We start from the raw sequence: 26,872 nt of genomic DNA on the forward strand, positions 1-26,872 counted from the left end.
GTACAGCAAAAATACCTTTAGGATCACCATGTACCAAAAGCGCCAGACACCAACATTATCGAGCAAAGAGGCGGCTATCCAACTGCTTAGCCGTCGCGATCATGGTCAGTATGAGCTGTACCAAAAACTGTCGATGAAAGGCTATGAAGCATCAGACATCGAAATCGCGATTAATTTTTGCTTAGACCATAACTATTTAGATGATTTACGTTATGCGAAGAGCCAAATTCGGCAGCATGTATACAAAGGACATGGAGAGCGTCGAATTCGCCAAGAGTTAAACCAGAAACGTGTTGCGGAATCGGTGATTGAGCAAGCCATGGCTGAAGAACCGCAAGACTGGTTTGAACTTGCTAAGCAGGCGGCAGAAAAGAAATTCAAAGGCGTCAAAGCCAAGGACCAAAAAGAATACGCAAAACAAGTCCGTTTTCTACAATACCGAGGCTACAGTTTCGACCAAATTAGCTATGCGCTTGCCTTTGAAGACCAAGATTAGCGTTGATCCAATTGCGCTGATTTTTGTTTTGCTTCAAATTTTTTCTTCTGCTCCCTCTTTTCCTCAAGAAAACTAGTCTCAGCTGTTTGCATGATCTACAATACGGCAAAATTCTAACTCGACTATTTTCAGGAAGAGCTGCATGTACATGAGCACTGACGAGGTTCGTAACGCGTTCCTCAAGTTCTTTGAAAGCAAAGGACACCAAATCGTAGAAAGTTCATCGTTAGTTCCACATAACGACCCAACCCTGCTGTTCACAAACGCAGGTATGAACCAATTTAAAGATTGTTTCTTAGGCTTAGAAAAACGAGCCTATACTCGAGCGACTACGGCTCAGCGTTGTGTACGTGCTGGTGGTAAACACAACGACCTGGAAAATGTTGGCTTTACCGCTCGTCACCACACATTCTTTGAAATGCTAGGCAACTTCAGCTTTGGCGACTACTTCAAAGAAGATGCGATTTCATTTGCTTGGGAATTCCTAACCGAAGTTCTTAAACTGCCTGCGGATCGTCTATTGGTAACCGTTTACGAAACCGATGACGAAGCATTCGACATCTGGAACAAAAAAGTTGGCGTGCCTGCTGATCGTATCGTGCGCATTGGTGACAAAGAAGGTGGCAAGCCTTACGAGTCTGATAACTTCTGGCAAATGGGCGACACTGGTCCTTGTGGTCCATGTACTGAAATCTTCTACGATCACGGTGAACACATCTGGGGTGGTCGTCCTGGCACGCCTGAAGAAGATGGTGACCGTTTCATCGAGATCTGGAACAACGTATTCATGCAGTTCAACCGTCACGCAGACGGCACTATGGAACCGCTACCAAAACCATCGGTAGATACTGGTATGGGTATCGAGCGTATCTCTGCAATCATGCAAGGCGTTCACTCAAACTACGAAATCGATGTATTCCAAACTCTTATCAAAGCAGCGGCTGAAGTCATTGGTTATGAAGATCTATCGAACCAATCGCTACGCGTTATTGCTGACCACATCCGTTCATGTTCATTCTTGATTGTTGATGGTGTGATGCCTTCAAACGAAGGTCGTGGTTACGTACTACGTCGTATCATTCGTCGTGCCGTACGTCATGGTAACAAGCTAGGTGCACAAGGTGCATTCTTCTATAAGCTTGTTGGCGTATTAGCAGAAGTAATGGGTACAGCAGGCGAAGAGCTGAAGCGTCAACAAGCAGTGGTTGAAAAAGTGCTGCGTATCGAAGAAGAAAACTTCGGTCGTACACTTGAGCGCGGTATGGTAATTCTTAACGAAGCATTAGATAACCTAGATGGCAAAGTGCTAGACGGCGAAACGGTATTCAAGCTTTACGATACTTACGGCTTCCCAGCAGACCTCACTAACGACGTTGCACGTGAGCGTGAGTTCGCGATCGACGAAGAGGGTTTCGAAAAAGCGATGGAAGAGCAGCGTCAACGTGCGCGTGAAGCTGGTCAATTCGGTACAGATTATAACGCAGCAATCAAAGTTGATACGCAAACAGAATTCTGTGGTTACACAGGTACTAAAGGTTCTAGTTCAGTCGCTGCGATGTTTGTTGAAGGCAACGAAGTAGATTCACTATCTGCAGGCGATAAAGCCATCATCGTGCTTGGTGAAACGCCATTCTACGCAGAGTCAGGCGGTCAGTGTGGTGACGCTGGTGAAATCCGTACTGAGTCTGGTGTATTCCGCGTTGAGGACACTCAAAAACTCGGTAACGCAATTGCACACCACGGTGTAATGGCAGAAGGCGTTCTAGCGAAAGGCGACGAAGTAGCAACTATCGTTGACGCAGAGCGTCGCGCAGCTATCTCTCTTAACCACTCAGCGACGCACTTGCTACACGCAGCACTACGCCAAGTTCTTGGTGAGCACGTAACGCAGAAAGGCTCATTGGTGAAGGCAGACAACCTACGTTTCGACTTCTCGCATCTAGAAGCCGTAACCGCAGCAGAGTTGAAAGAAGTTGAGCGCCTAGTTAACGCGCAAATCCGTCGTAACCACACGATTGAAACCAACGTGATGGATATTGAGTCTGCTAAGAAGAAAGGCGCAATGGCATTGTTTGGTGAGAAGTACGATGACGAAGTTCGCGTGCTATCTATGGGCGATTTCTCTACTGAGCTTTGTGGTGGTATTCACGCATCAAGCACGGGTGATATTGGTCTATTCAAAATCACATCAGAAAGCGGTATTGCAGCCGGTATTCGTCGTATTGAAGCGGTAACAGGCGAGGCGGCATTAGACGCTATTGAAGCTCAAAACGCGAAGTACGAAGAGAAACTGGTAGAGTCTGCACAGAAAGCAAAAGCACTAGAAAAAGAAGTGCAGAAGCTAAAAGATAAGATGGCAGCCGCAGAAAGCGCTAACATCATGGGCAAAGCGGTTGAAGTAAATGGCACAAAAGTTCTAGTTGCGGCCCTTGAAGGTGCTGATAGCAAGAACCTGCGTACCATGGTTGATGACATCAAGAATCAAATGGGTTCTGGTGTTGTACTGCTTGCAAACGTAACGGGTGACAAGGTTGGCTTGATTGCTGGTGTGACTAAAGATCTCACTGGTAAAGTAAAAGCAGGTGATCTGGTTAAAATGGTTGCAGAGCAAGTCGGTGGTAAGGGCGGTGGTCGTCCAGACATGGCTCAAGCCGGTGGTACTGATGTTTCAGCACTACCAGAGGCAATCAAAACAGTTCAGCCTTGGCTAGAAGAGCGTTTATAAGCTCTTAACTAATAAAATTACGCTCAATCAAGTTTCTTTGATTGAGCGTAATTTTTTTTAGCAACCAAGTGGTTTAATTGACCAAAAGTTAACCGAGTCATTTAAGCTGCTTGGTTTTTGTTGTAACTACTGCTTATATAATTTTTCTCAAAGGAAATATTTAAGATGTAAGCAGTTCTAAAGAGACTTCGGTCTTGGGAAGGTGAAGACTGGTGAAAAAGCCCCTTATCGTGCAAAAGTTTGGCGGAACCTCTGTGGGTTCAATTGAAAGAATCCACCAAGTCGCTGAACACATCATTAAGGCGAAAAATGATGGCAATCAAGTTGTTGTTGTCGTGTCTGCAATGTCAGGCGAAACAAACAGACTGATGGATCTCGCTAAACAGATAGATAGCGTACCTACAGCTCGAGAACTTGATGTTTTGCTCTCTGCTGGTGAGCAAGTGTCAATGGCACTGTTAGCCATGACTTTGAATAAAATGGGTCATGCTGCGCGCTCGCTTACCGGAGCACAGGCGAATATTGTGACGGATAATCAACACAATGACGCAACGATTAAACACATTGATACCACGACAATTATGGGATTGCTTGAGCAAGACCAAATCGTGATTGTTGCGGGCTTTCAAGGTGTGAATGAGAACGGGGATATCACCACATTAGGTCGAGGTGGCTCAGATACGAGCGCTGTGGCACTGGCGGGCGCATTGCGCGCTGACGAGTGTCAAATCTTTACCGACGTTGATGGTATTTATACTTGTGACCCACGTGTAGTGAAAAATGCGCGCAAATTGGCGGTTATCGATTTTCCTTCAATGGAAGCGATGGCAAGCCGAGGCGCAAAAGTATTACATTTACCTTCAGTGCAATTTGCATGGAAGAATAATGTGCCACTACGCGTGCTTTCGACATTTGATGTTAATGAAGGCAGTTTGGTAAAGGGGGAGTCAGGCAATCAAGCCGTCTCTGGTATAGCCATTCAACGTGACCTTGCCATTATCGAAGTCGATAAAGAACATTTATCTAGTGCTACAAAACAATGTCAGATGTTGGGTATAGACATTTGGAATGTGATCGAGGAAGCAGAACGGGCAGGTATCATGATAAAACAAGATGCATGTGCCAAGTTCGATCTGGTGTTCAGCGACAAAATCCGTAATAGTGAAGTGGTAAGCCTGTTGACCGCAGTGGGGCTTGAGGCCAATGGAATGGTAGAGCACGCATGCGATTTGTTGGCAAAGCGAGATATTGAGATCAATTTCAGCGCAACGAATGCACTCACTATGATGCTAGTTTTAGCACCCGAATGTGTGGATACAGCAGCAAACATTCTGCATGATGCTTACATTACGTCTAGTGAAGCATTAAACATTCAACAAAAACATGCCTTTTTAGGCTGATTTTCGCTAACAAGGTAGTTTACGAAAATATAACTTTTGTTGGATAATAGCTTTGTAGCAAGAAAATTTAGAGATTACTCAAGGAGCAAAGAATGCTAATTTTGACTCGCCGCGTAGGCGAAACACTGATGATTGGTGATGAAGTGACTGTAACTGTACTAGGTGTGAAAGGTAACCAAGTACGTATCGGCGTTAACGCTCCGAAAGAGGTTTCAGTTCACCGTGAAGAAATCTACATGCGCATTCAAGCTGAAAAAGGCAATGGCAACGTTGCTTCAGGTAACTACTAAGTCGCTCCTGTTTACAGAGCTTAGTTTGAATGAAAAAGGCTAACCGAAGGGTTGGCCTTTTTAGTCTTTAATGTTTTTGAAGATTTGCGGAAACCATTGTGTTGAGTGTGGCTGTGAATCCGTCAATATTGTTGAATCGCACACCAGGAAGTTGTTTGAAAATAAATGTCTTTTTTTCAGAGAAGACTCTCTTTTTTTCATCATAATAGAGTGGTAAAGTTCGTTTAATAGTCACTTTGATTAAATCAGCAACGGTTAAGTCAGTTTCGTGGATTTTTTCAAAGAAAGTGTTTGACATATTTTCGGTAAAACGTAATATGTGCCTCCGCAAGACGGTGAGGTGGCCGAGAGGCTGAAGGCGCTCCCCTGCTAAGGGAGTATACGGTTTATCCCGTATCGAGGGTTCGAATCCCTCCCTCACCGCCATTCTTGCAATGTTGAAAAATCAACAAAAAAGTGCGTCCTTAGCTCAGCTGGATAGAGTACCTGGCTACGAACCAGGCGGTCGGAGGTTCGAATCCTCCAGGACGCGCCATATCTCTTTTGAGATATAACAATGAAAACGGTGAGGTGGCCGAGAGGCTGAAGGCGCTCCCCTGCTAAGGGAGTATACGGTTTATCCCGTATCGAGGGTTCGAATCCCTCCTTCACCGCCATTCATTGACTGGCCCGATGGCCTTTTTTTTGTTTCGTAAGAAATGAATGTGATTTGCTTCACAACTTCCTAGCAAGAAGATCTGCGCGTCCTTAGCTCAGCTGGATAGAGTACCTGGCTACGAACCAGGCGGTCGGAGGTTCGAATCCTCCAGGACGCGCCACTTATTAAAGGGTATTGCCCTGATATTGACGAAAGTTGATGTCGAAAACTGCGCGTCCTTAGCTCAGCTGGATAGAGTACCTGGCTACGAACCAGGCGGTCGGAGGTTCGAATCCTCCAGGACGCGCCACTTATTAAAGGGTAATGCCCTGATGTTGACGAAAGTTGATATCAAAAACTGCGCGTCCTTAGCTCAGCTGGATAGAGTACCTGGCTACGAACCAGGCGGTCGGAGGTTCGAATCCTCCAGGACGCGCCACTTATTAAAGGGTAATGCCCTGATGTTGACGAAAGTTGATATCAAAAACTGCGCGTCCTTAGCTCAGCTGGATAGAGTACCTGGCTACGAACCAGGCGGTCGGAGGTTCGAATCCTCCAGGACGCGCCACTTATTAAAGGGTATTGCCCTGATATTGATGAAAGTTGATATCGAAAACTGCGCGTCCTTAGCTCAGCTGGATAGAGTACCTGGCTACGAACCAGGCGGTCGGAGGTTCGAATCCTCCAGGACGCGCCACTTATTAAAGGGTAATGCCCTGATGTTGACGAAAGTTGATATCGAAAACTGCGCGTCCTTAGCTCAGCTGGATAGAGTACCTGGCTACGAACCAGGCGGTCGGAGGTTCGAATCCTCCAGGACGCGCCACTTATTAAAGGGTATTGCCCTGATATTGATGAAAGTTGATATCGAAAACTGCGCGTCCTTAGCTCAGCTGGATAGAGTACCTGGCTACGAACCAGGCGGTCGGAGGTTCGAATCCTCCAGGACGCGCCATTTACTGAAAAAGCCTCGCAATTGCGAGGCTTTTTTGTATCTGGACATCAGGAACTATAGCCTAGAGTTGTTAGAGGCGAGGTCCTTCTTTTCCAAAAGCGAATATGTGCTTATCTAAGCAATTTGGAATAAAGTTTCTGCTGTAGTTTGTGAATCTATCCTTACTATCTCTCCTGTATATTGATTTCCGTTTCCTTCACTTCAATTGTTTAAATGTAACTTCTTTGTTTTTTATTTGTTTATTAATTGTTGTTTAATGACATCCTTTTGTTTCTATTAGCTTTTATGTGTAAATCTCGATTTGGTTTTGAAATCCAAATCGCAGTTTTTATTTATGTCCTCCTTTACTCTGTTCGTAAGGAGATAGCAGATTCGCAGTAATTATTTTGTCATGAACTGTGATCTGGGTAGTGAATAAATAATCATTTATCAGGATTATTACAAACCTTCCTTAAACAAAATTGACAAAATTTAACCAATCGAGATAATCCATTGGTCGGGATTTGACGCTATTAAAGTCCTGCACGTTGTCAGGATGACAAAGAAAGGAAGCAACATGACTAATATAGGAAGCCTGCTAGTAGATGCGGCCACCCTGATGCTAACGGGGATGGCGGTCGTATTTATTTTCCTCACTACTCTTGTTTATCTCGTTCGGCTAATGTCGAAATTGGTACCAGAAGAAGTACCAGAGCCGATCGCAGCACCAAAAACAAATACTAATATTCAATCAACCTCTTCAGCTGTTAGTCCACAAGTAGTGGCGGCGATCTCGGCTGCGATTCATAAACATCGCGCCTCATTCGCGAAGTAGCCGAACCAGGATTAAAAAGGAGTTTAAGAGCATGTCTAAACCACTAGCTATTACAGATGTGGTCCTTCGTGATGCCCATCAATCACTATTTGCCACGCGTATGCGTATTGAGGATATGCTGCCTATCGCAGCTGAGTTGGATAAGGTTGGTTACTGGTCTCTAGAGACTTGGGGTGGCGCAACGTTTGATTCTTGTATTCGATTCTTAGGGGAAGACCCTTGGGAGCGTTTGCGTGAGCTGAAAAAAGCGATGCCCAATACGCCAATGCAAATGCTACTGCGTGGTCAAAACCTTTTAGGATACCGCCATTATGCCGATGACGTAGTAGAGAAGTTCGTTGAACGCGCGCATGCTAATGGTATGGACGTGTTCCGTATCTTTGATGCAATGAATGACGTGCGAAACTTCCAGAAGGCCGTAAAAGCAACGGTCGATGTTGGCGCACATGCTCAAGGTACGCTGTCTTACACAACAAGCCCTGTACATAACGCAGACACTTGGGTTGACTTGGCAAAACGCCTAGAGGATTTAGGTTGTCATTCACTGTGTATTAAAGATATGTCTGGCTTACTCAAGCCTTATGAAGCGGAAGAGCTTATCACGCGTATCAAAGCGTCTTGTGATGTGCCATTAGCACTTCATTGTCACGCGACGACAGGCTTGTCTACTGCGACAGCGGTAAAAGCAGTTGAAGCTGGTATTGATATTCTCGATACAGCGATTTCTTCAATGAGTTGTACCTATGGTCACACACCGACTGAAACGGTAGTCGCGATGCTAGAAGGAACCGAGCGAGATACGAATTTGAAGCTCGAGCAACTAGAACCTATCGCCGCGTATTTCCGTGAAGTACGTAAGAAGTACGCGAAGTGGGAAGGTCAGTTGAAAGGTGTAGACTCTCGCATCCTGATTGCTCAAGTGCCTGGCGGCATGCTGACTAACATGGAAGGCCAGTTGAAAGAACAGGGCGCGGCGGATCGCATTGATGAAGTCTTAGAAGAGATTCCTCGTGTACGCGAAGATCTTGGTTTCATTCCATTGGTGACTCCAACTTCGCAGATCGTCGGAACGCAAGCGGTGATTAACGTGCTTACTGGCGAGCGCTATAAGAGCATTACTAAGGAAACCGCTGGTCTATTGAAAGGCGAATATGGTCAAGCGCCAGCCGAGTTAAATGCAGAGCTGCAAGCTCAAGTACTTGATGGCAAAGAGCCTATTACTTGTCGTCCTGCCGATTTGCTTGAGCCTGAAATGGAGACGCTTACTGTTGATCTGATGGAGAAAGCGAAATCAGAAGGTATTAAGCTAGCAAGTGAGCGTGTTGATGATGTACTTACTTATGCGCTTTTCCCTCAAGTTGGTCTCAAGTTCCTTAAGAATCGTGAAAACCCAGAAGCATTTGAACCTGCACCAACGCTAGAAGCCGCGAAGCCTGCCGTACCTGCGGCGCAACCAGCAACTGGCGGCGTAGAAACTTATAGCGTACGTGTTGACGGACAGGTGTATGAGGTGGAAGTTGGTCCTCAAGGCGAGCTAACCTCTGTCGCTCCTTCTGCGGCGCCTGCAAAATCGACGGCACCTAGCGCTCCTTCTAGCGCTTCTGCTGAAGCGGTGCCTGCTCCTCTTGCCGGTAACATCTTTAAAGTGAATGTTCAGCCTGGTGCTGAAGTGGCTGAAGGCGATGTACTACTGATTCTTGAAGCAATGAAGATGGAAACAGAAGTGCGTGCGGCGCGTGGTGGTGTGGTTCAAGAGTTGAACGTTAAAGAAGGCGATGCTGTCACAGTAGGTGCGCCTCTGCTGAGCCTGGCGTAAGGGAGTATCATGGACGGATTGTTAACCCTTTGGGCAGAAACTGGGATCGCTAACTTCGAGTTCGGCCAAATCTGTATGATGCTGGTTGGTTGTACCTTGCTGTTTTTGGCAATCAAAAAAGGCTTTGAACCTTTACTGTTATTGCCGATTGGTTTTGGTGCTATCTTGGCGAATATTCCAAATGCTGGCTTTACTGAGCCTGGCGGCTTGCTCTACTACGTTTACTACATTGGGATTGAATCGGGTGTGTTCCCGTTGTTGATCTTCATGGGGGTGGGTGCGATGACCGACTTTGGTGCTTTGATCGCAAACCCAAAAACGTTGTGGCTAGGTGCGGCAGCTCAGTTTGGTATTTTTGCGACGCTGTTTGGCGCTATTTTGCTCAACTATGTACCTGGCATGGAGTTCTCCATGGCGGATGCATCGTCTATCGCTATCATCGGTGGTGCGGATGGCCCAACGGCGATTTTCTTAGCAAGTAAGTTATCACCAGATTTGCTTGGTGCGATTGCTGTAGCCGCGTATAGCTACATGGCTTTAGTGCCAATCATTCAGCCGCCAATCATGAAGGCGCTAACCACTAAGGAAGAACGTGAGATTCAAATGGCGCAACTGCGTCACGTGGGTAAATGGGAAAAGGTATTGTTCCCGATGGCAGTATTACTCATGACGATTCTTTTCCTACCTTCAGCAACGCCTCTTGTCGGTATGTTCTGTCTTGGTAACTTAATGCGTGAAGCGGGTGTGGTCGATCGTCTATCGAAAACCGCACAAAATGAGCTGATCAACATCGTGACGATCTTCTTGGGCTTAGGGGTTGGCTCGAAGCTGCAAGCGGATCAATTCCTGAACTTAGAAACATTAGGCATTCTAGGGCTTGGTGCGGTTGCGTTTAGTATTGGCACGGGTGCTGGTGTGCTAATGGCTAAGTTGCTGAACAAGTTCTCAAAAGAAGACATCAACCCACTTATTGGTGCGGCCGGCGTTTCTGCGGTACCAATGGCCGCGCGTGTGGTGAACAAGGTCGGCTTACAAGCTAACCCGCAAAACTTCTTGTTGATGCATGCGATGGGACCAAACGTTGCAGGAGTATTGGGATCAGCGGTTGCAGCTGGTATCTTGCTAGCACTTGTCGGCTAGTCATTACCGAAAATGGAATGATCAACCAATTTACAAAATCACGATTAACTTCGGTTAACAAAATGGTTTATAGTCAAAGGGATGCTTTCGCATCCCTTTTTGTTTTCTTGCAGGGAATGGTTTATGGAACACAAACAGATCGTTATCACTGAATTTGGTGATGCCAACGTACTCGCGATTCAACATGCTTCTACACCATCACCACAGCCTGGTGAAGTCTTAGTAAAAGTCGCTTTTTCAGGCGTAAATCCTATTGATGTTAAAACTCGAGCCGGACTCGGTTGGGCAGCTGCGCAGAACAAGGATAATTTACCTTGGGTACCAGGTTACGACATCTCAGGAAAAGTCGTGTCCAGTGGAGAGGGGGCGTCGCGTTTTAATGATGGTGATGAGGTGGCTGGATTTATCGGTTTCCCAGTCCGAGGCGGTGGGTACAGTCAGTACGTATGTGTTCCAGAAGCTGAGTTAAGTCATGTTCCCAGTTCAGTTACTTTAGAGGCAGCAGCAGCATTACCGTTGGCTGGCCAAACTGCGGCACAAGCACTCAGCAAAGCCAATGTGACAGAAAACGATCGCGTACTTATCCTCGCTGGAGCCGGTGGCGTTGGACACCTAGCGGTACAAATCGCGATCGCGACTAAAGCGGAAGTCTTTACAACCTGCAGTGAACGAAATTTAGACTACCTGGCTACCCTTGGCGCTCATGCAGTGAACTATCAATTTGCACCAGTGTCAGAACGTGTTGAAGACGTTGATGTTTTGATTGATTTAGTAGGTGGAGATGCCGCGTTAGATGCGCTTAAATGCCTGAAAGACGGTGCGAGAGTCATCACCGTTCCAACCATCACGGCTGAGCTGATTTGTGAAAAAGCCAAACTCCTAGGCTTTGAAGCTAACGGCATGTTGGTTGAGCCAGATCCAGCGCAATTAGATACCTTGTTGTACATGGTTGGCGTTGGTTTACTGAAGACTGAAATTCAACAGGTTTATCCGATGAGCGATGTGATTGCTGCTCACCAGCAAGTTGAATCAGGAAGAACCAGAGGCAAGGTGTTGCTTGATATGACATGCTAGAAGCATTTAATACGAGCTTTGAAAGTTTAGCGCTTTGGTTTTCAGATTCAGCATTATGGGTGCTTTTCATGACCGGTTTTCTCAGTGCCACTTTGTTACCTGGTGGTTCTGAGGCGGGCTTAGTTGCCACTCTCTCATTAAATCAATATTCCGTTTCGTCAATTATTATGGTCGCCACTATCGGCAATACGCTTGGTGGCTTAACAAATTATTGGCTTGGCTTGTGGATTCCTAACAAAGCGCAAGAAGAAAAGCACGGTCATACCGCATTAAACTGGCTGTCTAAGTATGGCTATTGGGGATTGTTTTTTAGCTGGTTACCCATAATTGGAGACCCGCTGTGTTTAGCCGCAGGGTGGCTGAGAATGAAGTTTCTGCCTTGCGTGATTTTAATATTTTTAGGAAAGGCTGCCAGGTATAGCTTACTTGCGGCTATCTATCTCGGATTATTTTAAGGAAAGTACATGAAGATGTTTTGGGTTGGCGCGTGCTCACTGTTAGTGATCACGGGCTGTGCATCAAATACGCCAGTTTCATCACTGCCGGAAGGGGTAACTTTCGTCGAGTCATCGAAAGCGGAAGAAGGCAAAGTTAAGATTCCATACCAAAAGTATAAACTTGATAATGGCTTAACGGTGATCTTAGCTCCTGAAGATTCCGACCCATTGGTCCATGTGGATGTGACTTACCATGTTGGTTCGGCTCGTGAAGAAGTGGGTAAGTCTGGTTTTGCGCATTTCTTTGAGCACATGATGTTCCAAGGTTCAGAGAACGTTGGTGACCAAGAGCACTTCAGAATCATCACAGAGGCTGGCGGCACGTTAAATGGTACAACAAACCGCGATCGTACTAACTACTTTGAAACTGTCCCGGCTAACCAGCTAGAGAAAATGCTGTGGTTAGAGTCTGACCGTATGGGCTTTTTGCTGGATGCGGTTTCTCAACGCAAATTTGAAATTCAGCGTTCAACTGTAAAAAATGAGCGAGCTCAGCGTTACGATAATCGTCCTTATGGCTTAATTTGGGAGCGTATGTCTGAAGCGCTATATCCTGAAGGTCATCCGTATTCGTGGCAAACTATTGGTTATGTTGAAGATCTTGATCGTGTTGATGTGAACGATCTCAAAGCGTTTTTCTTACGTTGGTATGGCCCAAACAATGCGACTATCACTATCGGTGGGGACTTAGACGTTGAACAAACTCTTGAGTGGGTAAATAAGTACTTCGGTTCGATTCCTCGTGGGCCAGAGGTTGAAAATGCGCCGAAACAACCTGCAAAACTGCAAGAAGACAAATACATCACGCTAGAAGATCGCATTCAACAACCGATGGTGATGATCGCGTGGCCAACAACTTACAACGGCGAAGAAAGCCAAGCGTCTCTCGATACGCTATCTGAAGTGCTAGGTGGCGGTACAAACAGCGTGCTCTACCAAGACTTAGTCAAGACTCAAAAAGCCGTCGATGCGGGCTCATTCCATGACTGTGCAGAACTGGCGTGTAACTTTTACGTTTATGCAATGGGTGATTCAGGGGACAAAGGCGATCTATCAAAACTGTACGACGAGCTTTTACAGTCACTCAATCAGTTTGCTGAAAAAGGCGTGACAGAAGATCGCCTTGAACAATTGAAGGGTAAGGCGGAAGCGGATGCTATCTTTGCATTAGAAAGTGTTAAAGGCAAAGTAACGCAGTTGGCATCCAACGAGACATTCTTCGGCGATCCTGATCGTCTTGAGCAACAGCTTGAGCAGATCCGCGCAGTGACGCCTGCATCGGTAGAAAAAGCGTATACGGATTTTATCCAAGGTAAGAACAAAGTGACCCTAAGCGTGGTACCAAAAGGAAAAACTGACCTTGTCGTAAAACCAGCGACCTTTGTGACGCCAAAGCGTACGCTACCACAATACGAGAAGATCACTGATGATCAATTGGCGTATCGTCGTGCGACCGATAACTTCGATCGCTCTGTGCAACCGCCTGTAGGGGAGCCAGTGAAAGCGACGATGCCTGAGTTGTACGAGCTTCATTTTAATAATGGCTCGGAGCTGCTTGGCGCGGTTAGCGATGAAACACCAACGGTCATGATGCAGTTTAGTTTACCTGCGGGAACACGTTTTGTTGAAAAGGGCAAAGAAGGTCTTGCCCAATTGACCGCCGCAATGTTGCAAGAAGGCACAACGAAACGTAGTGTCGAAGAGATTCAAGCTGAGCTCGATAAACTAGGTAGTGTCATCTCCGTGAATGCAACGGGTTACACAACAAACATCAGCGTTTCTGCTTTAGAAAAGAACTTAGAGCCGACGTTGAAAATTGTCGAAGAGATGTTGTTGTCTCCTGCATTTAAGCAAGCAGACTTTGAGCGTGTGAAGATGCAAGCTCTAGAAGGTCTTGTGTATGAGCATCAAAACCCAAGTTGGATGGCATCACAAGCGACTCGCCAAGTGCTCTATGGGGATTCGGTCTTTGCTCGACCAAAAGACGGCACGCAAGCAGGTGTCAGTGCACTAACGTTGGATGATGTCCGTGAATTCTACTCGAAGCATTACACGCCACAAAGTGCGCAAATCGTCGTTGTTGGTGACATTGAACAACAGGAAATTGAACAGCAACTGACGTTCTGGAAAAACTGGCAGGATGAAGCTGCGCCATTGTATGCACCGCAAAGCATCGCTGCATTAGGTGAGCAAAAGATCCATCTTGTTGATAAACCAGGTGCACCACAAAGTGTGGTCATGATGGTTCGTCAGGGTATGCCTTACGATGCAACGGGCGATTTTTACCTAAGCCAACTGGCAAACTTCAACTTAGCTGGAAACTTCAATAGCCGCATTAACCAAAACCTACGTGAAGACAAGGGTTACACATACGGCGCTTACGGCTACTTCTCTGGAAATCCAGAAACTGGCTCGGTTGTTTTCACCGCGCAAGTACGAGCGGATGCAACGGTTGCTTCTATCATTGAGATGGAAAATGAGCTAAATGAATACTCGCAGTCAGGAATTACTGATGAAGAGATGAAATTTATGCGTCAAGCGGTCGGTCAAAAAGATGCACTGAAATATGAAACGCCAACACAAAAAGCGGAACTCATCAGTGATATTCTTAAGTACAACCTCGATCAAGATTACTTGCAGCAAAGAAACGCTATCGTAGAAAAAGTCGATAAGCAGACTTTGAATGCACTGGCTCAAAAGTGGTTTGATCCAAATGACTATCAAATTATCGTCGTTGGTGATGCTAAATCACTGCGTCCTCAATTAGAAAAGTTGGGGAAAGACGTAGAAGAGCTTGAAATCATTCGATAGAGTACACATTTAATAGCGGAGAAACGTTTCTCCGCTATTCATCTAGATAAGCGACTTTTCGTGGGTTATTTATCTAGATGCATTAAATATCAATAACTTAGCTTACGCTTGTCCTTTGTGATAAGTGTCCTGCTCCCAATATAAGCGAACCTCATTTTGACTGATTTTGCTGCGCGACTAAAAAAAGTTGCATCAAACCCCGAAGTATTTAAGCAGTTTGGACGCGGTGTTGAGCGAGAAACTTTGCGCTATCGTCAGGATGGACATCTAGCAACAACACCTCATCCAGAGGGGTTAGGCTCAGCGTTCACAAACCAATGGATCACGACTGATTTTTCTGAATCATTGTTAGAGTTCATTACTCCTGTGTCACATGAAATTCCAGAACTGATGGCACAACTGAAAGATATCCATCACTTCACGCAGACAAAAATGGGTGAAGAAAAGATGTGGCCTCTTTCTATGCCATGTTATGTTGGCTCGGAAGAGGATATTCAGCTTGCTCAGTACGGCTCTTCGAATGCAGCAAAAATGAAAACCCTGTACCGAGAAGGCCTAAAACGCCGCTATGGCAGCCTGATGCAAATCATTTCAGGTGTGCATTTTAACTTCTCGTTCCCTGAGACATTTTGGGATGCGCTATACGGCGAGCAAGATGAACAAGCCCGCCAAGATGCTAAGTCTGATGCCTACTTTGCGCTGATCCGTAACTATTACCGTTTTGGTTGGATGATTCCGTATTTCTTCGGTGCATCGCCAGCGTTATGCGGCTCTTTTATTCAAGGTCGTGAAACCGATCTGCCATTCGAAAAAATTGGCGGCACTTTGTATTTGCCGAAATCGACGTCTTTGCGTTTGAGCGATCTGGGCTACACCAATAGTGCGCAAAGTGTACTGAAAATTGGCTTTAACAGCATTGATCAGTATCTGGATGGTTTGAGCGATGCGATTCGTCACCCATCAGAAGAGTTTGCGAAAATAGGCGTCAAAGTGGACGGTGAATACCGCCAGCTTAATTCCAATATTTTACAAATTGAGAACGAGCTATACGCTCCAATTCGCCCGAAACGCGTGTCGAAAAGTGGTGAGAAGCCTTCAGATGCGTTACGACGCGGTGGGGTTGAGTACATTGAAGTTCGCTCTCTAGACGTTAACCCATTCAGCGCAGTGGGGTTGGATGAAGAGCAAGTACGATTCCTTGATCTCTTCCTGACTTGGGCGGCCTTGTCAGACTCGGATCCAATGGACAACTGTGAATTAGAGTGTTGGCGCGACAACTGGAACAAAGTCATTGTTTCTGGTCGTGAAAAAGGGCTAATGCTTCAAATTGGTTGCCAAGGTGAACGTCTATCTCTGCAAGATTGGGCGCATCGAGTGTTTGTCGAGCTGCGTCAGATAGCACAGCAAATGGATATGGCTGCTGGTGGCAGTGCATACCAAGATGTGTGTAATAAACTCGAGACATGGATTGATAACCCAGAACTAACGATTTCAGGTCAACTATTAGAGCTGACGAAAGAGCTTGGTGGGTTAGGTAAAGTCGGCTGTGCGCTTGGCATGAAGTACCGCGAGGAAAATCTAGCTCACGGTTATCAGTACTACTCGCAAGATACGATGGAAACGGAAGTGGCGTCGTCAGTAGAAAAGCAAAAGCGAGCGGAACAAAGTGACACGCTATCTTTTGATGATTTTTTGGAAGATTACTTTGCTTATCTGAAGCAGTAGTGAATAGGTAAAGGTTGGGTGGGATTGAACATTAAACCGTTAGTAGTATCGGTACTCGGAAGCATGTTACTTGCAGGTTGTGCCACGGCACCGCCAAAGCAGCAGAATAATTTATGTGAGATATTTCGAGAGAAATCCGGCTGGTATGATGATGCCAAAGATATGGAAGAAAAGTGGGGAACCCCCATTCATGTCGCTATGGCTATCATTAAACAAGAAAGCAGCTTTCGGCACGATGCGAAACCACCCAAAGACTATTTATTGGGATTTATCCCTTGGGGACGAGTTAGCAGTGCGTATGGTTACGCTCAAGCTCAAGATCCTGCTTGGGAAGATTTCCAAGATGCGACGGGGCAGGGCGGTTCTCGTACCAACTTTGATGATTCAATGATGTTTGTCGGTTGGTATACTCACGAAACGAGGCGCCAACTAGGGATTTCGTTATGGGACCCATACAGTCAATATCTGGCTTATCATGAAGGTCGAGGTGGGTACAAGCGAGGTACTTATAAGCGAAAGCCTAGTTTGATCAAAGTCGCTCGACGTGTTGAACAAACTGCAAAAACTTATGGCTGGCAGCTGAAGCAATGTCGTCAGGAATTGGAAGACAACAGCAGCTGGTTCTTTTAACCCACAGCCTGTTTATGTGCTGTAGGGATGAATGACATTTATCCAGTACCGAGAGGTATTGGAGTTACAATCAGGAGAGATGTAATGCCTTTACTCGATAGTTTTACCGTGGACCACACTCGCATGAATGCACCGGCAGTGCGAGTGGCGAAGACCATGCAGACCCCAAAAGGGGACACGATTACTGTCTTCGATTTACGCTTTACCGCGCCAAACAAAGACATCCTTTCTGAAAAAGGTATCCATACACTAGAGCACCTTTATGCAGGTTTTATGCGCAATCACCTAAACAGCGATTCTGTTGAGATCATCGATATTTCGCCTATGGGTTGCCGCACGGGCTTTTACATGAGCCTGATTGGCACTCCATCAGAGCAGCAAGTAGCGGATGCTTGGATTGCGGCCATGGAAGACGTACTAAAGGTAGAAAGCCAGAACAAGATCCCTGAACTCAACGAATACCAATGTGGCACGGCAGCGATGCACTCTTTAGAAGAAGCACAACAGATCGCGAAGAGCATTTTGGATGCTGGTGTATCGGTGAACAAAAATGATGAACTTGCTTTGCCTGAATCGATGCTAAAAGAGCTGCGCATCGACTAGTTGCTAAAAAACTTATCAAGAAGCATATTTATCCAGAACTAAAAAGAGCCTGACATGATCAGGCTCTTTTCTTTTTATTTCTTATCGTGAGTTGTAGATAGAGGCTATTTTTTCTTTTTAGGATAAACACGAACGAGCTTGATGCGGTTTTCTTCAATCTCAACAAGCTCCATTGGATGACCAGCCACTCTCACGCTTAAATGGCTCTCTGGAATATCTTCCAGGTGCTCCAAAATAAGACCGTTTAACGTTCTTGGGCCATCCGTTGGTAAATCCCATTTCAGGCCTTTATTGATATCTCGGATATTGGTGCTGCCTTCAATGAGGAAGCTTCCGTCACCTTGAGGACTGATTTCATCAGAAAGGCTTGGAGAAATCGAGGTCGTGAATTCGCCAATGATCTCTTCCAGAATATCTTCCAATGTCACCAAGCCAATAATGTCGCCATACTCATCAACAATCAGACCAATACGCTGTTTGTTGCGTTGGAACTTTAACATTTGCACGTTCAGTGGCGTGCCTTCCGGGATGTAATAGACTTCATCCGCAGCACGTAATAGCGTCTCTTTATTGAACTCGTTTTTTTCCAGCATCAGGCGGTAAGCTTCACGCAGGCGCAGCATGCCAACCACTTCATCAATTTGGTCACGATAAAAAACAATGCGTCCATGTGGTGAGTGGGTAAGCTGACGAACGATGGATTTCCAGTCATCATTAATATCGATACCGGTAATCTCATTGCGTGGCACCATGATGTCGTTCACAGTGACGTGTTCAAGATCCAAAATAGACACCAACATGTCTTGGTGTCGGCGAGGGATCAATCCGCCAGCTTCGTTTACTACGGTACGCAGCTCATCGGAACTAAGATGGTCTTCTACCGAGTGATCGGCTTTTACGCCAAGTAAACGAATAAAGCCATTCGTAATAAAGTTAACGAGCATCACCAAAGGCGATAGTAACTTCATCAATATGGTCAGTAGTATACTGCTCGCGTAAGACACGCGTTCAGGGTACAGCGCTGCAATTGTTTTTGGGGTAACTTCAGCAAAAACCAATACAACCATAGTCAGTGCACCGGTTGCGATGGCGACACCTAAATCACCATACAAACGCATACCAATAATGGTCGCGATAGCGGACGCGAGAATATTAACGAGGTTGTTGCCGATAAGAATAAGACCAATCAAACGATCTGGACGGTCTAATAGCCTTTCGACTCGCTTAGCGCCTTTATGCCCATTTTTGGCTAAGTGCTTTAAGCGATAACGGTTCAGAGACATCATCCCTGTTTCTGAGCCGGAAAAGTAACCTGATATGACGATAAGACACGCGAGTAGCGCAAACAAGATACCCGTAGAGATGTCGTCCAAAACGTTGCTGTTCCTTGTAAGTATTGGGTTATATAACGGTTGAGTAAGTCCGTTAAGTCAAAGGGTTAAGGCGTACTGTATTTTATCTAGCCTAAAATATAAAGGATAGGAGCCCTAGAGCTCCTTAATTCAAGATGATTTCTTTCACAAAGCGACTGCCAAAATACGCCAGAGTTAACAGCGTTGCCCCTGCGACAGCGAACCAAGTAACTTTTCTACCACGCCAACCTTTTTGATAATGACCCCAAAGCAGTATTGAGTACACAACCCAAGCGATGAAAGAAAGAATGCCTTTATGCGCTTTACCTTGAGCAAACATATCCTGCACAAAGACAAAGCCAGTAATGAGCGTGCCAGTTAACAATAAATTACCGATCAAAATAATTTTGAATAGCTGACGCTCTACCATTAATAAAGGCGGCAGGTTTGGGTTAATCGCCAAAGATTTTTTTGTTTTCAGTTTGTGATCTAACCAAGCCAGCTGAAGTGCGTAGAGTGCACCGATAGTTAAAGTTGCGTATGAGAACAGCGCAAAAGAAATGTGAATGAGTAGCTTAGGGTCATTCTCTAGGTGCTTGATAAACGTGCTTGGCAAAAATGTGGCAGCAGATAAATTGATGGCAGCAAAGCTATAAACGACAGGCAATAAAAACCACAACCGATTTTTCAACATAGCAAGGCTCATGACCAGAGAAATAATAAAACTGATCAAAGAGGCTACGTTGAGAATACTAAGGTTTTGACCTGCACCATCAAAAATCAGATCACTCAAAATCCACGCATGAAAAACAAGCGCACAGGCAGCACTAGCAAACACTGTTTTTGCTTTGATTCCTGACTGCTGTGAGAGTCCGGGTATGATGGTCGCAATCGCCAAAACATAAAGTATGGCGGCCGCGATGGCTATTAAGCTATCCATGAATCCTAAATATTATTGTGCACAATGAGGAAATTATACCTTGCATTACACTTTGGGGCTACGTTATATCCGACATCAATCGTGAGAGATGAGATATTGAAATTAATAAGTTACCGCACCATATAGAAATAGAGACAAGAATAGAGCAGCGGTACGGGTATGACTCAGACCTTGGCTAATGTATACTCACACTAATTAATCGCCATTTTAGCGAAGAGACAAAGATGTTTGAGAATTTAACGGATCGATTATCCAAAACGCTGAAAAATATCAGTGGCAAAGGTCGTCTGACCGAAGACAACATTAAAGAGACCCTACGTGAAGTACGAATGGCCTTACTTGAAGCTGACGTTGCGCTTCCGGTTGTTCGTGAATTTGTTAACCGCGTTAAAGAAAAAGCGGTAGGTGTAGAAGTTTCTAAATCTCTGACTCCTGGTCAGGAATTTATCAAGATCGTTCAAACAGAACTTGAAGCCGTAATGGGTGAGTCGAATGAGGCTCTAAACCTTGCCGCTCAACCACCTGCTGTGCTTCTTATGGCGGGTCTACAAGGTGCGGGTAAAACCACATCGGTAGGTAAGCTATCTAAGCTTTTAAAAGAACGTGACAAGAAGAAAGTCTTGGTTGTGTCTGCCGACGTTTACCGCCCTGCGGCAATCAAGCAGCTTGAAACGCTGGCATCAGACATCGGTGTTGACTTCTTCCCATCATCACCAGATCAGAAGCCTATTGATATCGCCAATGCAGCGATTGACCATGCGAAGAAAAAATTCTACGACGTATTGATTGTCGATACCGCAGGTCGCTTGGCGATTGATGAAGAGATGATGGGGGAGATCAAAGATCTTCACGCAGCTATCAACCCAGTAGAAACGCTATTTGTTGTTGACGCTATGACGGGTCAAGACGCAGCAAATACAGCAAAAGCCTTTGGCGATGCGCTACCTCTTACCGGTGTGGTTCTAACTAAAGTTGATGGTGATGCTCGTGGTGGTGCGGCACTGTCAGTACGCCATGTAACGGGCAAACCAATCAAATTCTTGGGTGTCGGTGAAAAAACTGACGCGCTAGAACCGTTCCATCCAGATCGTGTTGCTTCACGTATTCTTGGTATGGGTGACGTTCTGTCTTTAATTGAAGACCTACAACGCAACGTTGACCAAGAAAAAGCAGAAAAGCTGGCGAAGAAGTTCAAAGAGAAGAAAGGTTTCGACCTTGAAGATTTCCGTGAACAGCTAGGCCAGATGCAAAACATGGGCGGCATGATGGGCATGATGGATAAGCTTCCTGGCATGTCTCAGCTACCAGACAATGTGAAAGACAAAGTCGATGACAAGATGTTCAAACAGATGGAAGCGATCATCAGCTCCATGACAATGAAAGAACGTCAACGCCCAGAGATTATCAAAGGCTCGCGCAAGAAGCGTATTGCGGCTGGTTCTGGTGTGCAGGTTCAAGACGTAAACCGCTTACTAAAACAGTTCACCCAAATGCAGAAGATGATGAAAAAGATGCAAAAAGGTGGCATGAAAGGCATGATGCGCAACATGCAAGGCATGATGGGCGGCATGGGTGGAGGCGGTGGTTTCAACCCATTTGGTCGTTAATTAATCGATCACGCATAGATTCAGGGTGTTAGGTACGTCACAAACTTTAAATTCAATTTATGTTGGTGAAAAAGTAACTAAAGTCCTTGCATTGCTCCGGGAGAAGAGTAAAATTCCGGAGCTTTATTTTGGCACGAGACCCCAAACTATTTAATTTCTTGAATGGTTTTTGGGGTTAATTTTATTTTTGAGAAAGCAAAGAGGACGACATGGTAACCATTCGTTTGGCACGTCACGGCGCTAAAAAGCGTCCATTTTATCAAATCGTAGTAGCGGACAGCCGCAACGCTGCAACTGGCCGTTTCATCGAGAAAGTTGGTTTCTTCAACCCAACTGCTAAAGGTCAAGAAGAAGGTCTACGTCTAGACCTAGACCGCGTTAACCACTGGGTTGGTCAAGGCGCTTCTGTATCTGACCGCGTTGCTAAGCTAGTTAAAGACGCTCAAAAAGCGGCTTAATTTTTTACTTGAAAAGTAGAAACTAGTTTATGTCGATGAAAGGTAAAGAAACAATGAGCAACGAAAAGATTGTTGTAGGCAAGTTTGGTGCTACTTACGGCATTCGAGGTTGGCTTAAGGTTTTTTCCTACACAGACAATGCTGAAAGCATTTTCGATTACAGCCCTTGGTATATTAACCAAAAGGGCAAGTGGGTTGAGTACAAAGTAGAAAGCTGGAAGCGCCATAACAAAGGTATGGTGGCTAAGCTGGAAGGCATGGATGTTCGTGAAGACGCGCATCTAATGACGAACTTTGAAATTGCTATTGACCCTGCGGTACTTCCTGAATTGTCAGAAGATGAGTTCTACTGGCGCGAATTGTTTGGGATGCAAGTTGTAACCACTAAAGGTTACGATCTAGGTGTCGTTACTGACATGCTAGAAACTGGCTCAAACGATGTTCTGGTTGTTAAAGCAAATCTTAAAGATGCTTTCGGGCAGAAGGAACGATTAATCCCGTTCCTTGAAGAGCAAGTGATCATTAATGTTGATCGCGAAGCTCAACGGATCGAAGTTGACTGGGATCCTGGATTCTAATTTCCAAAATTACAGAGCGAGATAAACATGTGGGTTGGCGTTATTAGCCTTTTTCCAGAAATGTTCCGTTCTGTTACTGATTTTGGAGTAACAGGTCAAGCGGTTAAAAAAGGTCTTTTGTCGATTGAGACTTGGAATCCTAGAGATTTTACTCACGACAAACATCGCACTGTCGATGACCGACCTTACGGTGGTGGCCCTGGTATGTTAATGATGGTTCAGCCTTTGCGCGATGCCATTCATACCGCGAAAGCAGCCTCACCGGGCAAGACGAAAGTCATCTACCTTTCTCCTCAAGGTCGCAAGCTCGACCAGAAAGGAGTGGAAGAACTGGCAACGAATGAGAACTTGCTTCTGATTTGTGGTCGTTATGAAGGGGTAGATGAGCGCATCATTCAATCTGAAGTCGACGAAGAATGGTCGATTGGTGATTTTGTGATGACGGGTGGTGAGATACCAGCCATGACGTTAATCGACTCTGTCTCTCGGTTTGTTCCGGGTGTACTAGGGGATTTCGCGTCAGCAGAAGAAGACTCTTTTGCAAATGGCTTGTTAGATTGCCCTCACTATACGCGTCCAGAAGTATTGGATGACAAAGAGGTACCAGCGGTACTGATGTCAGGCAATCACAAGGACATTCGTCAATGGCGACTAAAACAGTCGCTGGGCCGAACTTGGCTAAGAAGACCAGAGCTCCTGGAAAACCTAGCTCTGACTGACGAACAGGAACAATTACTTGCTGAGTTCATTAGTGAACATAACGCAAAGTAACCTAATTTATTTAGTATCAGTTTATTCTAGGAATTTAAAAAATGAGTAACATCATCAAAGCTCTTGAAGAAGAGCAAATGAAATCAGACCTACCTAAATTTGCACCAGGTGACACTGTTGTAGTTCAAGTTAAGGTAAAAGAAGGTGACCGTGAGCGTCTACAGGCTTTCGAAGGCGTTGTAATCGCAATCCGTAACCGTGGTCTACACTCTGCTTTCACTGTACGTAAAATCTCTAACGGTGAAGGTGTTGAGCGTACGTTCCAAACACACTCTCCAATCGTTGATAGCATCGAAGTTAAACGCCGTGGTGCAGTACGTCGTGCCAAGTTGTACTACCTACGTGAGCGTTCTGGTAAGTCTGCTCGTATCAAAGAGAAACTTGCTAAGAAGTAATGCTATAACTAGCGTTCTCATCTTAAACGGAGTCCTTTTAGGGCTCCGTTTTTTTATTTGTGTAATTAGCTTGCTCGTTTTCTTTTCATCCGACCTGAACTGCCGATGCTCATGCACTGGCATATACTCCGCGCCTCTGCCTTGCTCGAATAAAAATAGCTTTGCTAGGTCATCAAAATAGTCAGAGTTGAAAAGGGGTGAATGAATACCGATTGCAGACCGCAATGGTTAAAATTCATCATTCTGGATAGCGAAGAAGTAGCGGGATTCAGAATCTACTAGCCGAAAGCACTAGTGTTTAAGTCGTCAACTTCAGAAGTGTCCTTACTGTGAGTGGATTCCTGATGTCGCTATGGTTCCTCGGAATGATGGCAAATGATGACCAAAGATTACAGGGCTCTGCGGTTAAAATTCGTCACTCTGGACAGCGACGAAGGAGCGTGATTCAGATTCCCCAAGAAGGAGCCTAGGATATTCCCTTACCCTAGGCCTCAATTTAATACTGGTCTTCAGACCAGCCATCACTGTCGGACATATCGGGGGCGCCTGGGATGGTGTTTTCTTCATCTGCCCATTCACCAAAATCAATCATTTGGCATTGTTTACTGCAGAAAGGGCGATGAGGACTTTGTTCTCCCCATTCTACGTCGGCGCCACATTGTGGGCATTGAACGATGGTAATTTTAGACATAGTTGAGCGTCCCATTACTAATTGGTGTTAAAGGGTAGTATACCTAAATGAATTCAAGATGGCTTATTCAACGCGCTATTGCTGCTACGAAATTTTATCCAATATAAGCGCAATAAAGCGTTGAATTTTAGATTGTGGGGGGTGAGGCTTAGTGTCGCCTTAGCTGCACACAGCAAGTTCAAACTCAATATCTTGTGTGCACGCTTGACCGTTTTCAAACGACATAAACTTGATCGCAAAGCGGTTTTTATGGCCAGAAATCATAGGATAAACGCCATATTCCATTGGGATGTGAAGTCTTAGAATATTAGCTTCATCAGCGTCACTTTGGAAGAAACCCGCACGACCGATTTGAGCTTTAAAATGTCCGGTCTCTCTAGTGAGCTTTAACCACAATGAAAGCGCATCAGACAAGGGCCTTAAGCTTGCTTGCCACTGCTGCGCATCATGCTTTTTGCGTTCAATAGGTAGGTGAAGCCAGTAATGTAACGCTGGCAAATCAAAACAGCATGAACCACCCGGTAGATTAAAGCGTTGGCGGATAGAGCTTAAGAAGCGATCTTCTTTTAGTGCTTGACCAAAACGCTCTGCACCCATCAGTTGGCTATGAACGACATCTATCTCTTGTAGTAGGGTATTTAATGCGTCTTGATCGACGCCATCAACATTTAGCCAATGGCGGTACGACAGCCGTTGTTTCTCTAGATCTTTGGCCAGTTCACTTTTCAACTGGATCTGTTCGAAGATTTCAACCATATCGAATAACGCACGGAAAAACAGTTGGTACTGGTGATTTTCGCTAAACCCAGAGGCCAAGTGAGCCTGACGCAGCAGAGACTCCACTCTTAGATAAATACGAGTTTTCTCATTTAACGGATGTTCAAATTTGTGCGTGGTCATCGACATAAGCCTTTGTGAGTTTCGTTCCTATTTTCGCAGATTTTTCTTACACATGGCTAGGTACTTTTCGTGCAAATCTGTGATTTGAAGCAAAAGATCTGGGTCACTTGGATTATTCTTAACCACATCGTCTGCAAGCGTGAGTCTTTGCTCTCTTGATGCTTGAGAGGCAAGGATAGCGCGAGCTTGTTCTTCACTCACATTGTCTCGTTTCATCGTGCGAGATATCTGTGTATTCGGTTCTACATCGACGACAAGAACTCGATCACACAAACTGTCTAGCTTGTTTTCTACGAGCAACGGCACCACAAGTAACGCATACTCTGAGGTGACTTGCTGCAAATCTTCGATCATCTTTTCACGAATTATCGGGTGCAACAGTGCGTTGAGCCATGCTTTTTCATCTGAGTTTGAAAAGATTTTCTCTCTCAGCTTTGCGCGATCTAAAGTTTGGTCTTCACGAACGATATCGTGACCAAAATGTTCAATAATCGCGTTTAGGCCGGGAGTACCTGGCTCGACAACTTCTCTTGCTACAATGTCGGCATCGACGATATCGATTTTAAATTGTTGTTTGAACAGATTCGCGACGGTTGTTTTTCCACTAGCGATACCACCTGTTAAACCAATAACCAAAGCCATTTACACTCCTAGAACTGAAGTAAAGTACCAGTTTAAAATCTGCTCGCCCCAAATTAAGCTTATCCAACCAGCAATTGCTAAGTAAGGACCGAAAGGAAAAGCTTTTTCAATTCCCTGTTTTTGCAAGCGTAGTTGAATGATGCCAAATACGATGCCAACCACAGAAGAAAGTAGAATGATCATCGGCAGTGACTGCCAGCCCAGCCAAGCCCCTAGTGCTGCGAGTAGTTTAAAATCACCATATCCCATTCCTTCTTTACCAGTAAGTAGCTTAAAGCCCCAGTAAACGGACCAGAGACATAGGTAACCAGCAATAGCACCAATGACAGAATCTTGTAGAGTAACAGGACTTATTTCGACTAATGCTAAGGCAATGCCAGCCCAAGTTAATGGTAATGTTAATTGGTCAGGTAACAACATCGTATCGAGATCGATAAATGTTGCGGCGATTAAGATAAAAGTGAAAAAGAGTAGGGCAACGGTAAAGTAACTAAAACCAAAGTGGTAAGCGACAAAGCCTGAGCAGAACGCAGTGAGCAGTTCAATCAGTGGATAGCGTGCGCTAATGGCTGTCTGACAGTTGTGGCATTTGCCTTTTAAAAGCAGCCAGCTAATCACAGGGACGTTGTCTCGAATACGTATCGGCGTTGCGCACTTCTGACAGGAGGAGCGTGGGACGCTCAAGGTCAGCACTTCTTTAGGAGGTTCTATTTTGTATTCAGGAAATGACTCGGCACATTCGTGTCGCCATTCTAGTTCCATGATTTTAGGTAGTCGATAAATAACCACATTGAGGAAGCTACCCACGATCAGACCGAAGATGGTGGCAAACACAACGAATAGCCAAGGGTAGTACTGGAATACTTCCATATTTGTCTCTTGAGCGATGAGTGAAATCAGCAAGATGCTGTTTTAAAGGAGTTAA

At 45.3% G+C, this 26,872-nt stretch carries 24 protein-coding genes and 10 tRNA genes; 28 read left to right on the forward strand and 6 right to left on the reverse strand.

What is annotated here, in order from left to right; genetic code table 11:
• Window positions 1-28: 28 nt before the first annotated feature.
• The 23 genes from recX to luxS all read left to right on the forward strand — a co-directional run bounded on the left by recX (window position 29) and on the right by luxS (window position 17,613).
• Complete coding sequence (gene recX, locus ACZ5ZC_RS19975; RefSeq protein ID WP_005393871.1) at window positions 29-496, forward strand: recombination regulator RecX; 468 nt, start codon at window positions 29-31, stop codon at window positions 494-496.
• Between the two features lie 142 nt (window positions 497-638).
• On the forward strand, window positions 639-3,221 hold the full coding sequence (gene alaS / locus ACZ5ZC_RS19980; RefSeq protein ID WP_464932218.1) for an alanine--tRNA ligase: 2,583 nt from the start codon (window positions 639-641) through the stop codon (window positions 3,219-3,221).
• A 212-nt stretch (window positions 3,222-3,433) separates the two neighbouring features.
• Complete coding sequence (locus ACZ5ZC_RS19985) at window positions 3,434-4,621, forward strand: aspartate kinase (RefSeq protein ID WP_005393869.1); 1,188 nt, start codon at window positions 3,434-3,436, stop codon at window positions 4,619-4,621.
• A 92-nt stretch (window positions 4,622-4,713) separates the two neighbouring features.
• Window positions 4,714-4,911 (forward strand): carbon storage regulator CsrA, encoded by a 198-nt coding sequence (gene csrA / locus ACZ5ZC_RS19990; protein ID WP_004415691.1) that lies wholly within the window; start codon window positions 4,714-4,716, stop codon window positions 4,909-4,911.
• A 334-nt stretch (window positions 4,912-5,245) separates the two neighbouring features.
• Window positions 5,246-5,337, forward strand: a tRNA-Ser gene (locus ACZ5ZC_RS19995).
• Window positions 5,338-5,369: 32 nt separating this feature from the next.
• Window positions 5,370-5,446: transfer RNA gene (locus ACZ5ZC_RS20000), tRNA-Arg, on the forward strand.
• Between the two features lie 29 nt (window positions 5,447-5,475).
• Window positions 5,476-5,567, forward strand: a tRNA-Ser gene (locus ACZ5ZC_RS20005).
• An 85-nt stretch (window positions 5,568-5,652) separates the two neighbouring features.
• Window positions 5,653-5,729 (forward strand) — tRNA-Arg (locus tag ACZ5ZC_RS20010).
• Between the two features lie 52 nt (window positions 5,730-5,781).
• Window positions 5,782-5,858, forward strand: a tRNA-Arg gene (locus tag ACZ5ZC_RS20015).
• Between the two features lie 52 nt (window positions 5,859-5,910).
• A tRNA-Arg gene (locus ACZ5ZC_RS20020) sits at window positions 5,911-5,987 on the forward strand.
• A 52-nt stretch (window positions 5,988-6,039) separates the two neighbouring features.
• Window positions 6,040-6,116 (forward strand) — tRNA-Arg (locus ACZ5ZC_RS20025).
• 52 nt (window positions 6,117-6,168) lie between these two features.
• Window positions 6,169-6,245 (forward strand) — tRNA-Arg (locus ACZ5ZC_RS20030).
• Window positions 6,246-6,297: 52 nt separating this feature from the next.
• A tRNA-Arg gene (locus ACZ5ZC_RS20035) sits at window positions 6,298-6,374 on the forward strand.
• A gap of 52 nt (window positions 6,375-6,426) precedes the next feature.
• Window positions 6,427-6,503 (forward strand) — tRNA-Arg (locus tag ACZ5ZC_RS20040).
• 556 nt (window positions 6,504-7,059) lie between these two features.
• Window positions 7,060-7,317, forward strand: coding sequence for an oxaloacetate decarboxylase subunit gamma (locus ACZ5ZC_RS20045; protein WP_464932219.1), 258 nt, complete (start codon window positions 7,060-7,062; stop codon window positions 7,315-7,317).
• A 31-nt stretch (window positions 7,318-7,348) separates the two neighbouring features.
• Window positions 7,349-9,133 (forward strand): sodium-extruding oxaloacetate decarboxylase subunit alpha, encoded by a 1,785-nt coding sequence (gene oadA, locus ACZ5ZC_RS20050; RefSeq protein WP_464932220.1) that lies wholly within the window; start codon window positions 7,349-7,351, stop codon window positions 9,131-9,133.
• 9 nt (window positions 9,134-9,142) lie between these two features.
• A complete protein-coding gene (locus ACZ5ZC_RS20055) occupies window positions 9,143-10,273 on the forward strand; it encodes a sodium ion-translocating decarboxylase subunit beta (RefSeq protein WP_005396706.1) in 1,131 nt (376 codons plus the stop codon).
• Between the two features lie 123 nt (window positions 10,274-10,396).
• A complete protein-coding gene (locus ACZ5ZC_RS20060; RefSeq protein WP_243328163.1) occupies window positions 10,397-11,347 on the forward strand; it encodes an NADP-dependent oxidoreductase in 951 nt (316 codons plus the stop codon).
• Window positions 11,341-11,802 carry a YqaA family protein gene (locus tag ACZ5ZC_RS20065; protein WP_193447909.1) on the forward strand — a complete coding sequence of 154 codons (462 nt, stop codon included), beginning with the start codon at window positions 11,341-11,343 and terminating at the stop codon, window positions 11,800-11,802. The genes ACZ5ZC_RS20060 and ACZ5ZC_RS20065 overlap by 7 nt, the downstream gene beginning before the upstream one ends.
• A 9-nt stretch (window positions 11,803-11,811) precedes the next feature.
• Window positions 11,812-14,655, forward strand: coding sequence for a M16 family metallopeptidase (locus tag ACZ5ZC_RS20070; RefSeq protein WP_464932221.1), 2,844 nt, complete (start codon window positions 11,812-11,814; stop codon window positions 14,653-14,655).
• A gap of 156 nt (window positions 14,656-14,811) precedes the next feature.
• Complete coding sequence (gene gshA, locus ACZ5ZC_RS20075) at window positions 14,812-16,380, forward strand: glutamate--cysteine ligase (RefSeq protein WP_464932222.1); 1,569 nt, start codon at window positions 14,812-14,814, stop codon at window positions 16,378-16,380.
• A gap of 63 nt (window positions 16,381-16,443) precedes the next feature.
• The gene (locus ACZ5ZC_RS20080; RefSeq protein ID WP_226977501.1) at window positions 16,444-17,010 is read left to right on the forward strand and encodes a transglycosylase SLT domain-containing protein; all 567 of its coding nucleotides are present in this window, start codon (window positions 16,444-16,446) and stop codon (window positions 17,008-17,010) included.
• A gap of 84 nt (window positions 17,011-17,094) precedes the next feature.
• On the forward strand, window positions 17,095-17,613 hold the full coding sequence (luxS, locus tag ACZ5ZC_RS20085; RefSeq protein WP_005396698.1) for an S-ribosylhomocysteine lyase: 519 nt from the start codon (window positions 17,095-17,097) through the stop codon (window positions 17,611-17,613).
• Between the two features lie 104 nt (window positions 17,614-17,717).
• Here luxS and ACZ5ZC_RS20090 read toward each other — a convergent pair whose 3' ends face one another.
• Together ACZ5ZC_RS20090 and ACZ5ZC_RS20095 are read right to left on the reverse strand one after the other, a co-directional pair.
• Entirely contained in the window at window positions 17,718-18,986 is a 1,269-nt protein-coding gene (locus tag ACZ5ZC_RS20090; RefSeq protein ID WP_005396696.1) for an HlyC/CorC family transporter, read from the reverse strand.
• Window positions 18,987-19,110: 124 nt separating this feature from the next.
• On the reverse strand, window positions 19,111-19,905 hold the full coding sequence (locus ACZ5ZC_RS20095) for a cytochrome C assembly family protein (RefSeq protein WP_167426247.1): 795 nt from the start codon (window positions 19,903-19,905) through the stop codon (window positions 19,111-19,113).
• Between the two features lie 224 nt (window positions 19,906-20,129).
• On the opposite strand from ACZ5ZC_RS20095, the gene ffh reads away from it, so the two are divergent.
• The 5 genes from ffh (at window position 20,130) to rplS (ending at window position 23,714) form a co-directional block, all read left to right on the forward strand.
• Window positions 20,130-21,512, forward strand: a complete 1,383-nt coding sequence (gene ffh, locus ACZ5ZC_RS20100) for a signal recognition particle protein (protein WP_005385423.1) — start codon at window positions 20,130-20,132, stop codon at window positions 21,510-21,512.
• A gap of 209 nt (window positions 21,513-21,721) precedes the next feature.
• Window positions 21,722-21,970 carry a 30S ribosomal protein S16 gene (gene rpsP / locus ACZ5ZC_RS20105; RefSeq protein WP_005379962.1) on the forward strand — a complete coding sequence of 83 codons (249 nt, stop codon included), beginning with the start codon at window positions 21,722-21,724 and terminating at the stop codon, window positions 21,968-21,970.
• 29 nt (window positions 21,971-21,999) lie between these two features.
• Window positions 22,000-22,548, forward strand: a complete 549-nt coding sequence (gene rimM / locus ACZ5ZC_RS20110; protein ID WP_005379964.1) for a ribosome maturation factor RimM — start codon at window positions 22,000-22,002, stop codon at window positions 22,546-22,548.
• A 27-nt stretch (window positions 22,549-22,575) separates the two neighbouring features.
• On the forward strand, window positions 22,576-23,319 hold the full coding sequence (gene trmD, locus ACZ5ZC_RS20115) for a tRNA (guanosine(37)-N1)-methyltransferase TrmD (protein ID WP_005425529.1): 744 nt from the start codon (window positions 22,576-22,578) through the stop codon (window positions 23,317-23,319).
• Window positions 23,320-23,360: 41 nt separating this feature from the next.
• Window positions 23,361-23,714 carry a 50S ribosomal protein L19 gene (rplS, locus tag ACZ5ZC_RS20120; protein WP_005379971.1) on the forward strand — a complete coding sequence of 118 codons (354 nt, stop codon included), beginning with the start codon at window positions 23,361-23,363 and terminating at the stop codon, window positions 23,712-23,714.
• Between the two features lie 496 nt (window positions 23,715-24,210).
• Here rplS and yacG read toward each other — a convergent pair whose 3' ends face one another.
• The 4 genes from yacG to ACZ5ZC_RS20140 form a co-directional block, all read right to left on the reverse strand.
• A complete protein-coding gene (yacG, locus tag ACZ5ZC_RS20125) occupies window positions 24,211-24,405 on the reverse strand; it encodes a DNA gyrase inhibitor YacG (RefSeq protein ID WP_005396692.1) in 195 nt (64 codons plus the stop codon).
• Between the two features lie 159 nt (window positions 24,406-24,564).
• The gene (gene zapD, locus ACZ5ZC_RS20130; protein ID WP_005396691.1) at window positions 24,565-25,305 is read right to left on the reverse strand and encodes a cell division protein ZapD; all 741 of its coding nucleotides are present in this window, start codon (window positions 25,303-25,305) and stop codon (window positions 24,565-24,567) included.
• A gap of 27 nt (window positions 25,306-25,332) precedes the next feature.
• Window positions 25,333-25,947 (reverse strand): dephospho-CoA kinase, encoded by a 615-nt coding sequence (coaE, locus tag ACZ5ZC_RS20135; protein WP_048625972.1) that lies wholly within the window; start codon window positions 25,945-25,947, stop codon window positions 25,333-25,335.
• On the reverse strand, window positions 25,948-26,817 hold the full coding sequence (locus tag ACZ5ZC_RS20140; RefSeq protein ID WP_464932223.1) for a prepilin peptidase: 870 nt from the start codon (window positions 26,815-26,817) through the stop codon (window positions 25,948-25,950).
• Window positions 26,818-26,872: the final 55 nt, after the last annotated feature.

Source organism: Vibrio sp. JCM 18905, assembly GCF_055393305.1.

Bases quoted from the DNA above. Each gene is read 5' to 3' on its own strand.
- oadA (WP_464932220.1), top strand. From the start codon at position 7,349: ATGTCTAAACCACTAGCTATTACAGATGTGGTCCTTCGTGATGCCCAT.
- zapD (WP_005396691.1), bottom strand. From the start codon at position 25,305: ATGACCACGCACAAATTTGAACATCCGTTAAATGAGAAAACTCGTATT.
- alaS (WP_464932218.1), top strand. From the start codon at position 639: ATGTACATGAGCACTGACGAGGTTCGTAACGCGTTCCTCAAGTTCTTT.
- ffh (WP_005385423.1), top strand. From the start codon at position 20,130: ATGTTTGAGAATTTAACGGATCGATTATCCAAAACGCTGAAAAATATC.
- luxS (WP_005396698.1), top strand. From the start codon at position 17,095: ATGCCTTTACTCGATAGTTTTACCGTGGACCACACTCGCATGAATGCA.
- ACZ5ZC_RS20065 (WP_193447909.1), top strand. From the start codon at position 11,341: ATGCTAGAAGCATTTAATACGAGCTTTGAAAGTTTAGCGCTTTGGTTT.
- yacG (WP_005396692.1), bottom strand. From the start codon at position 24,405: ATGTCTAAAATTACCATCGTTCAATGCCCACAATGTGGCGCCGACGTA.
- rpsP (WP_005379962.1), top strand. From the start codon at position 21,722: ATGGTAACCATTCGTTTGGCACGTCACGGCGCTAAAAAGCGTCCATTT.
- ACZ5ZC_RS20140 (WP_464932223.1), bottom strand. From the start codon at position 26,817: ATGGAAGTATTCCAGTACTACCCTTGGCTATTCGTTGTGTTTGCCACC.
- csrA (WP_004415691.1), top strand. From the start codon at position 4,714: ATGCTAATTTTGACTCGCCGCGTAGGCGAAACACTGATGATTGGTGAT.
- ACZ5ZC_RS20080 (WP_226977501.1), top strand. From the start codon at position 16,444: ATGTTACTTGCAGGTTGTGCCACGGCACCGCCAAAGCAGCAGAATAAT.
- ACZ5ZC_RS20070 (WP_464932221.1), top strand. From the start codon at position 11,812: ATGAAGATGTTTTGGGTTGGCGCGTGCTCACTGTTAGTGATCACGGGC.
- trmD (WP_005425529.1), top strand. From the start codon at position 22,576: ATGTGGGTTGGCGTTATTAGCCTTTTTCCAGAAATGTTCCGTTCTGTT.
- rplS (WP_005379971.1), top strand. From the start codon at position 23,361: ATGAGTAACATCATCAAAGCTCTTGAAGAAGAGCAAATGAAATCAGAC.
- ACZ5ZC_RS20095 (WP_167426247.1), bottom strand. From the start codon at position 19,905: ATGGATAGCTTAATAGCCATCGCGGCCGCCATACTTTATGTTTTGGCG.
- ACZ5ZC_RS20055 (WP_005396706.1), top strand. From the start codon at position 9,143: ATGGACGGATTGTTAACCCTTTGGGCAGAAACTGGGATCGCTAACTTC.
- coaE (WP_048625972.1), bottom strand. From the start codon at position 25,947: ATGGCTTTGGTTATTGGTTTAACAGGTGGTATCGCTAGTGGAAAAACA.
- ACZ5ZC_RS20060 (WP_243328163.1), top strand. From the start codon at position 10,397: ATGGAACACAAACAGATCGTTATCACTGAATTTGGTGATGCCAACGTA.
- ACZ5ZC_RS20045 (WP_464932219.1), top strand. From the start codon at position 7,060: ATGACTAATATAGGAAGCCTGCTAGTAGATGCGGCCACCCTGATGCTA.
- recX (WP_005393871.1), top strand. From the start codon at position 29: ATGTACCAAAAGCGCCAGACACCAACATTATCGAGCAAAGAGGCGGCT.
- rimM (WP_005379964.1), top strand. From the start codon at position 22,000: ATGTCGATGAAAGGTAAAGAAACAATGAGCAACGAAAAGATTGTTGTA.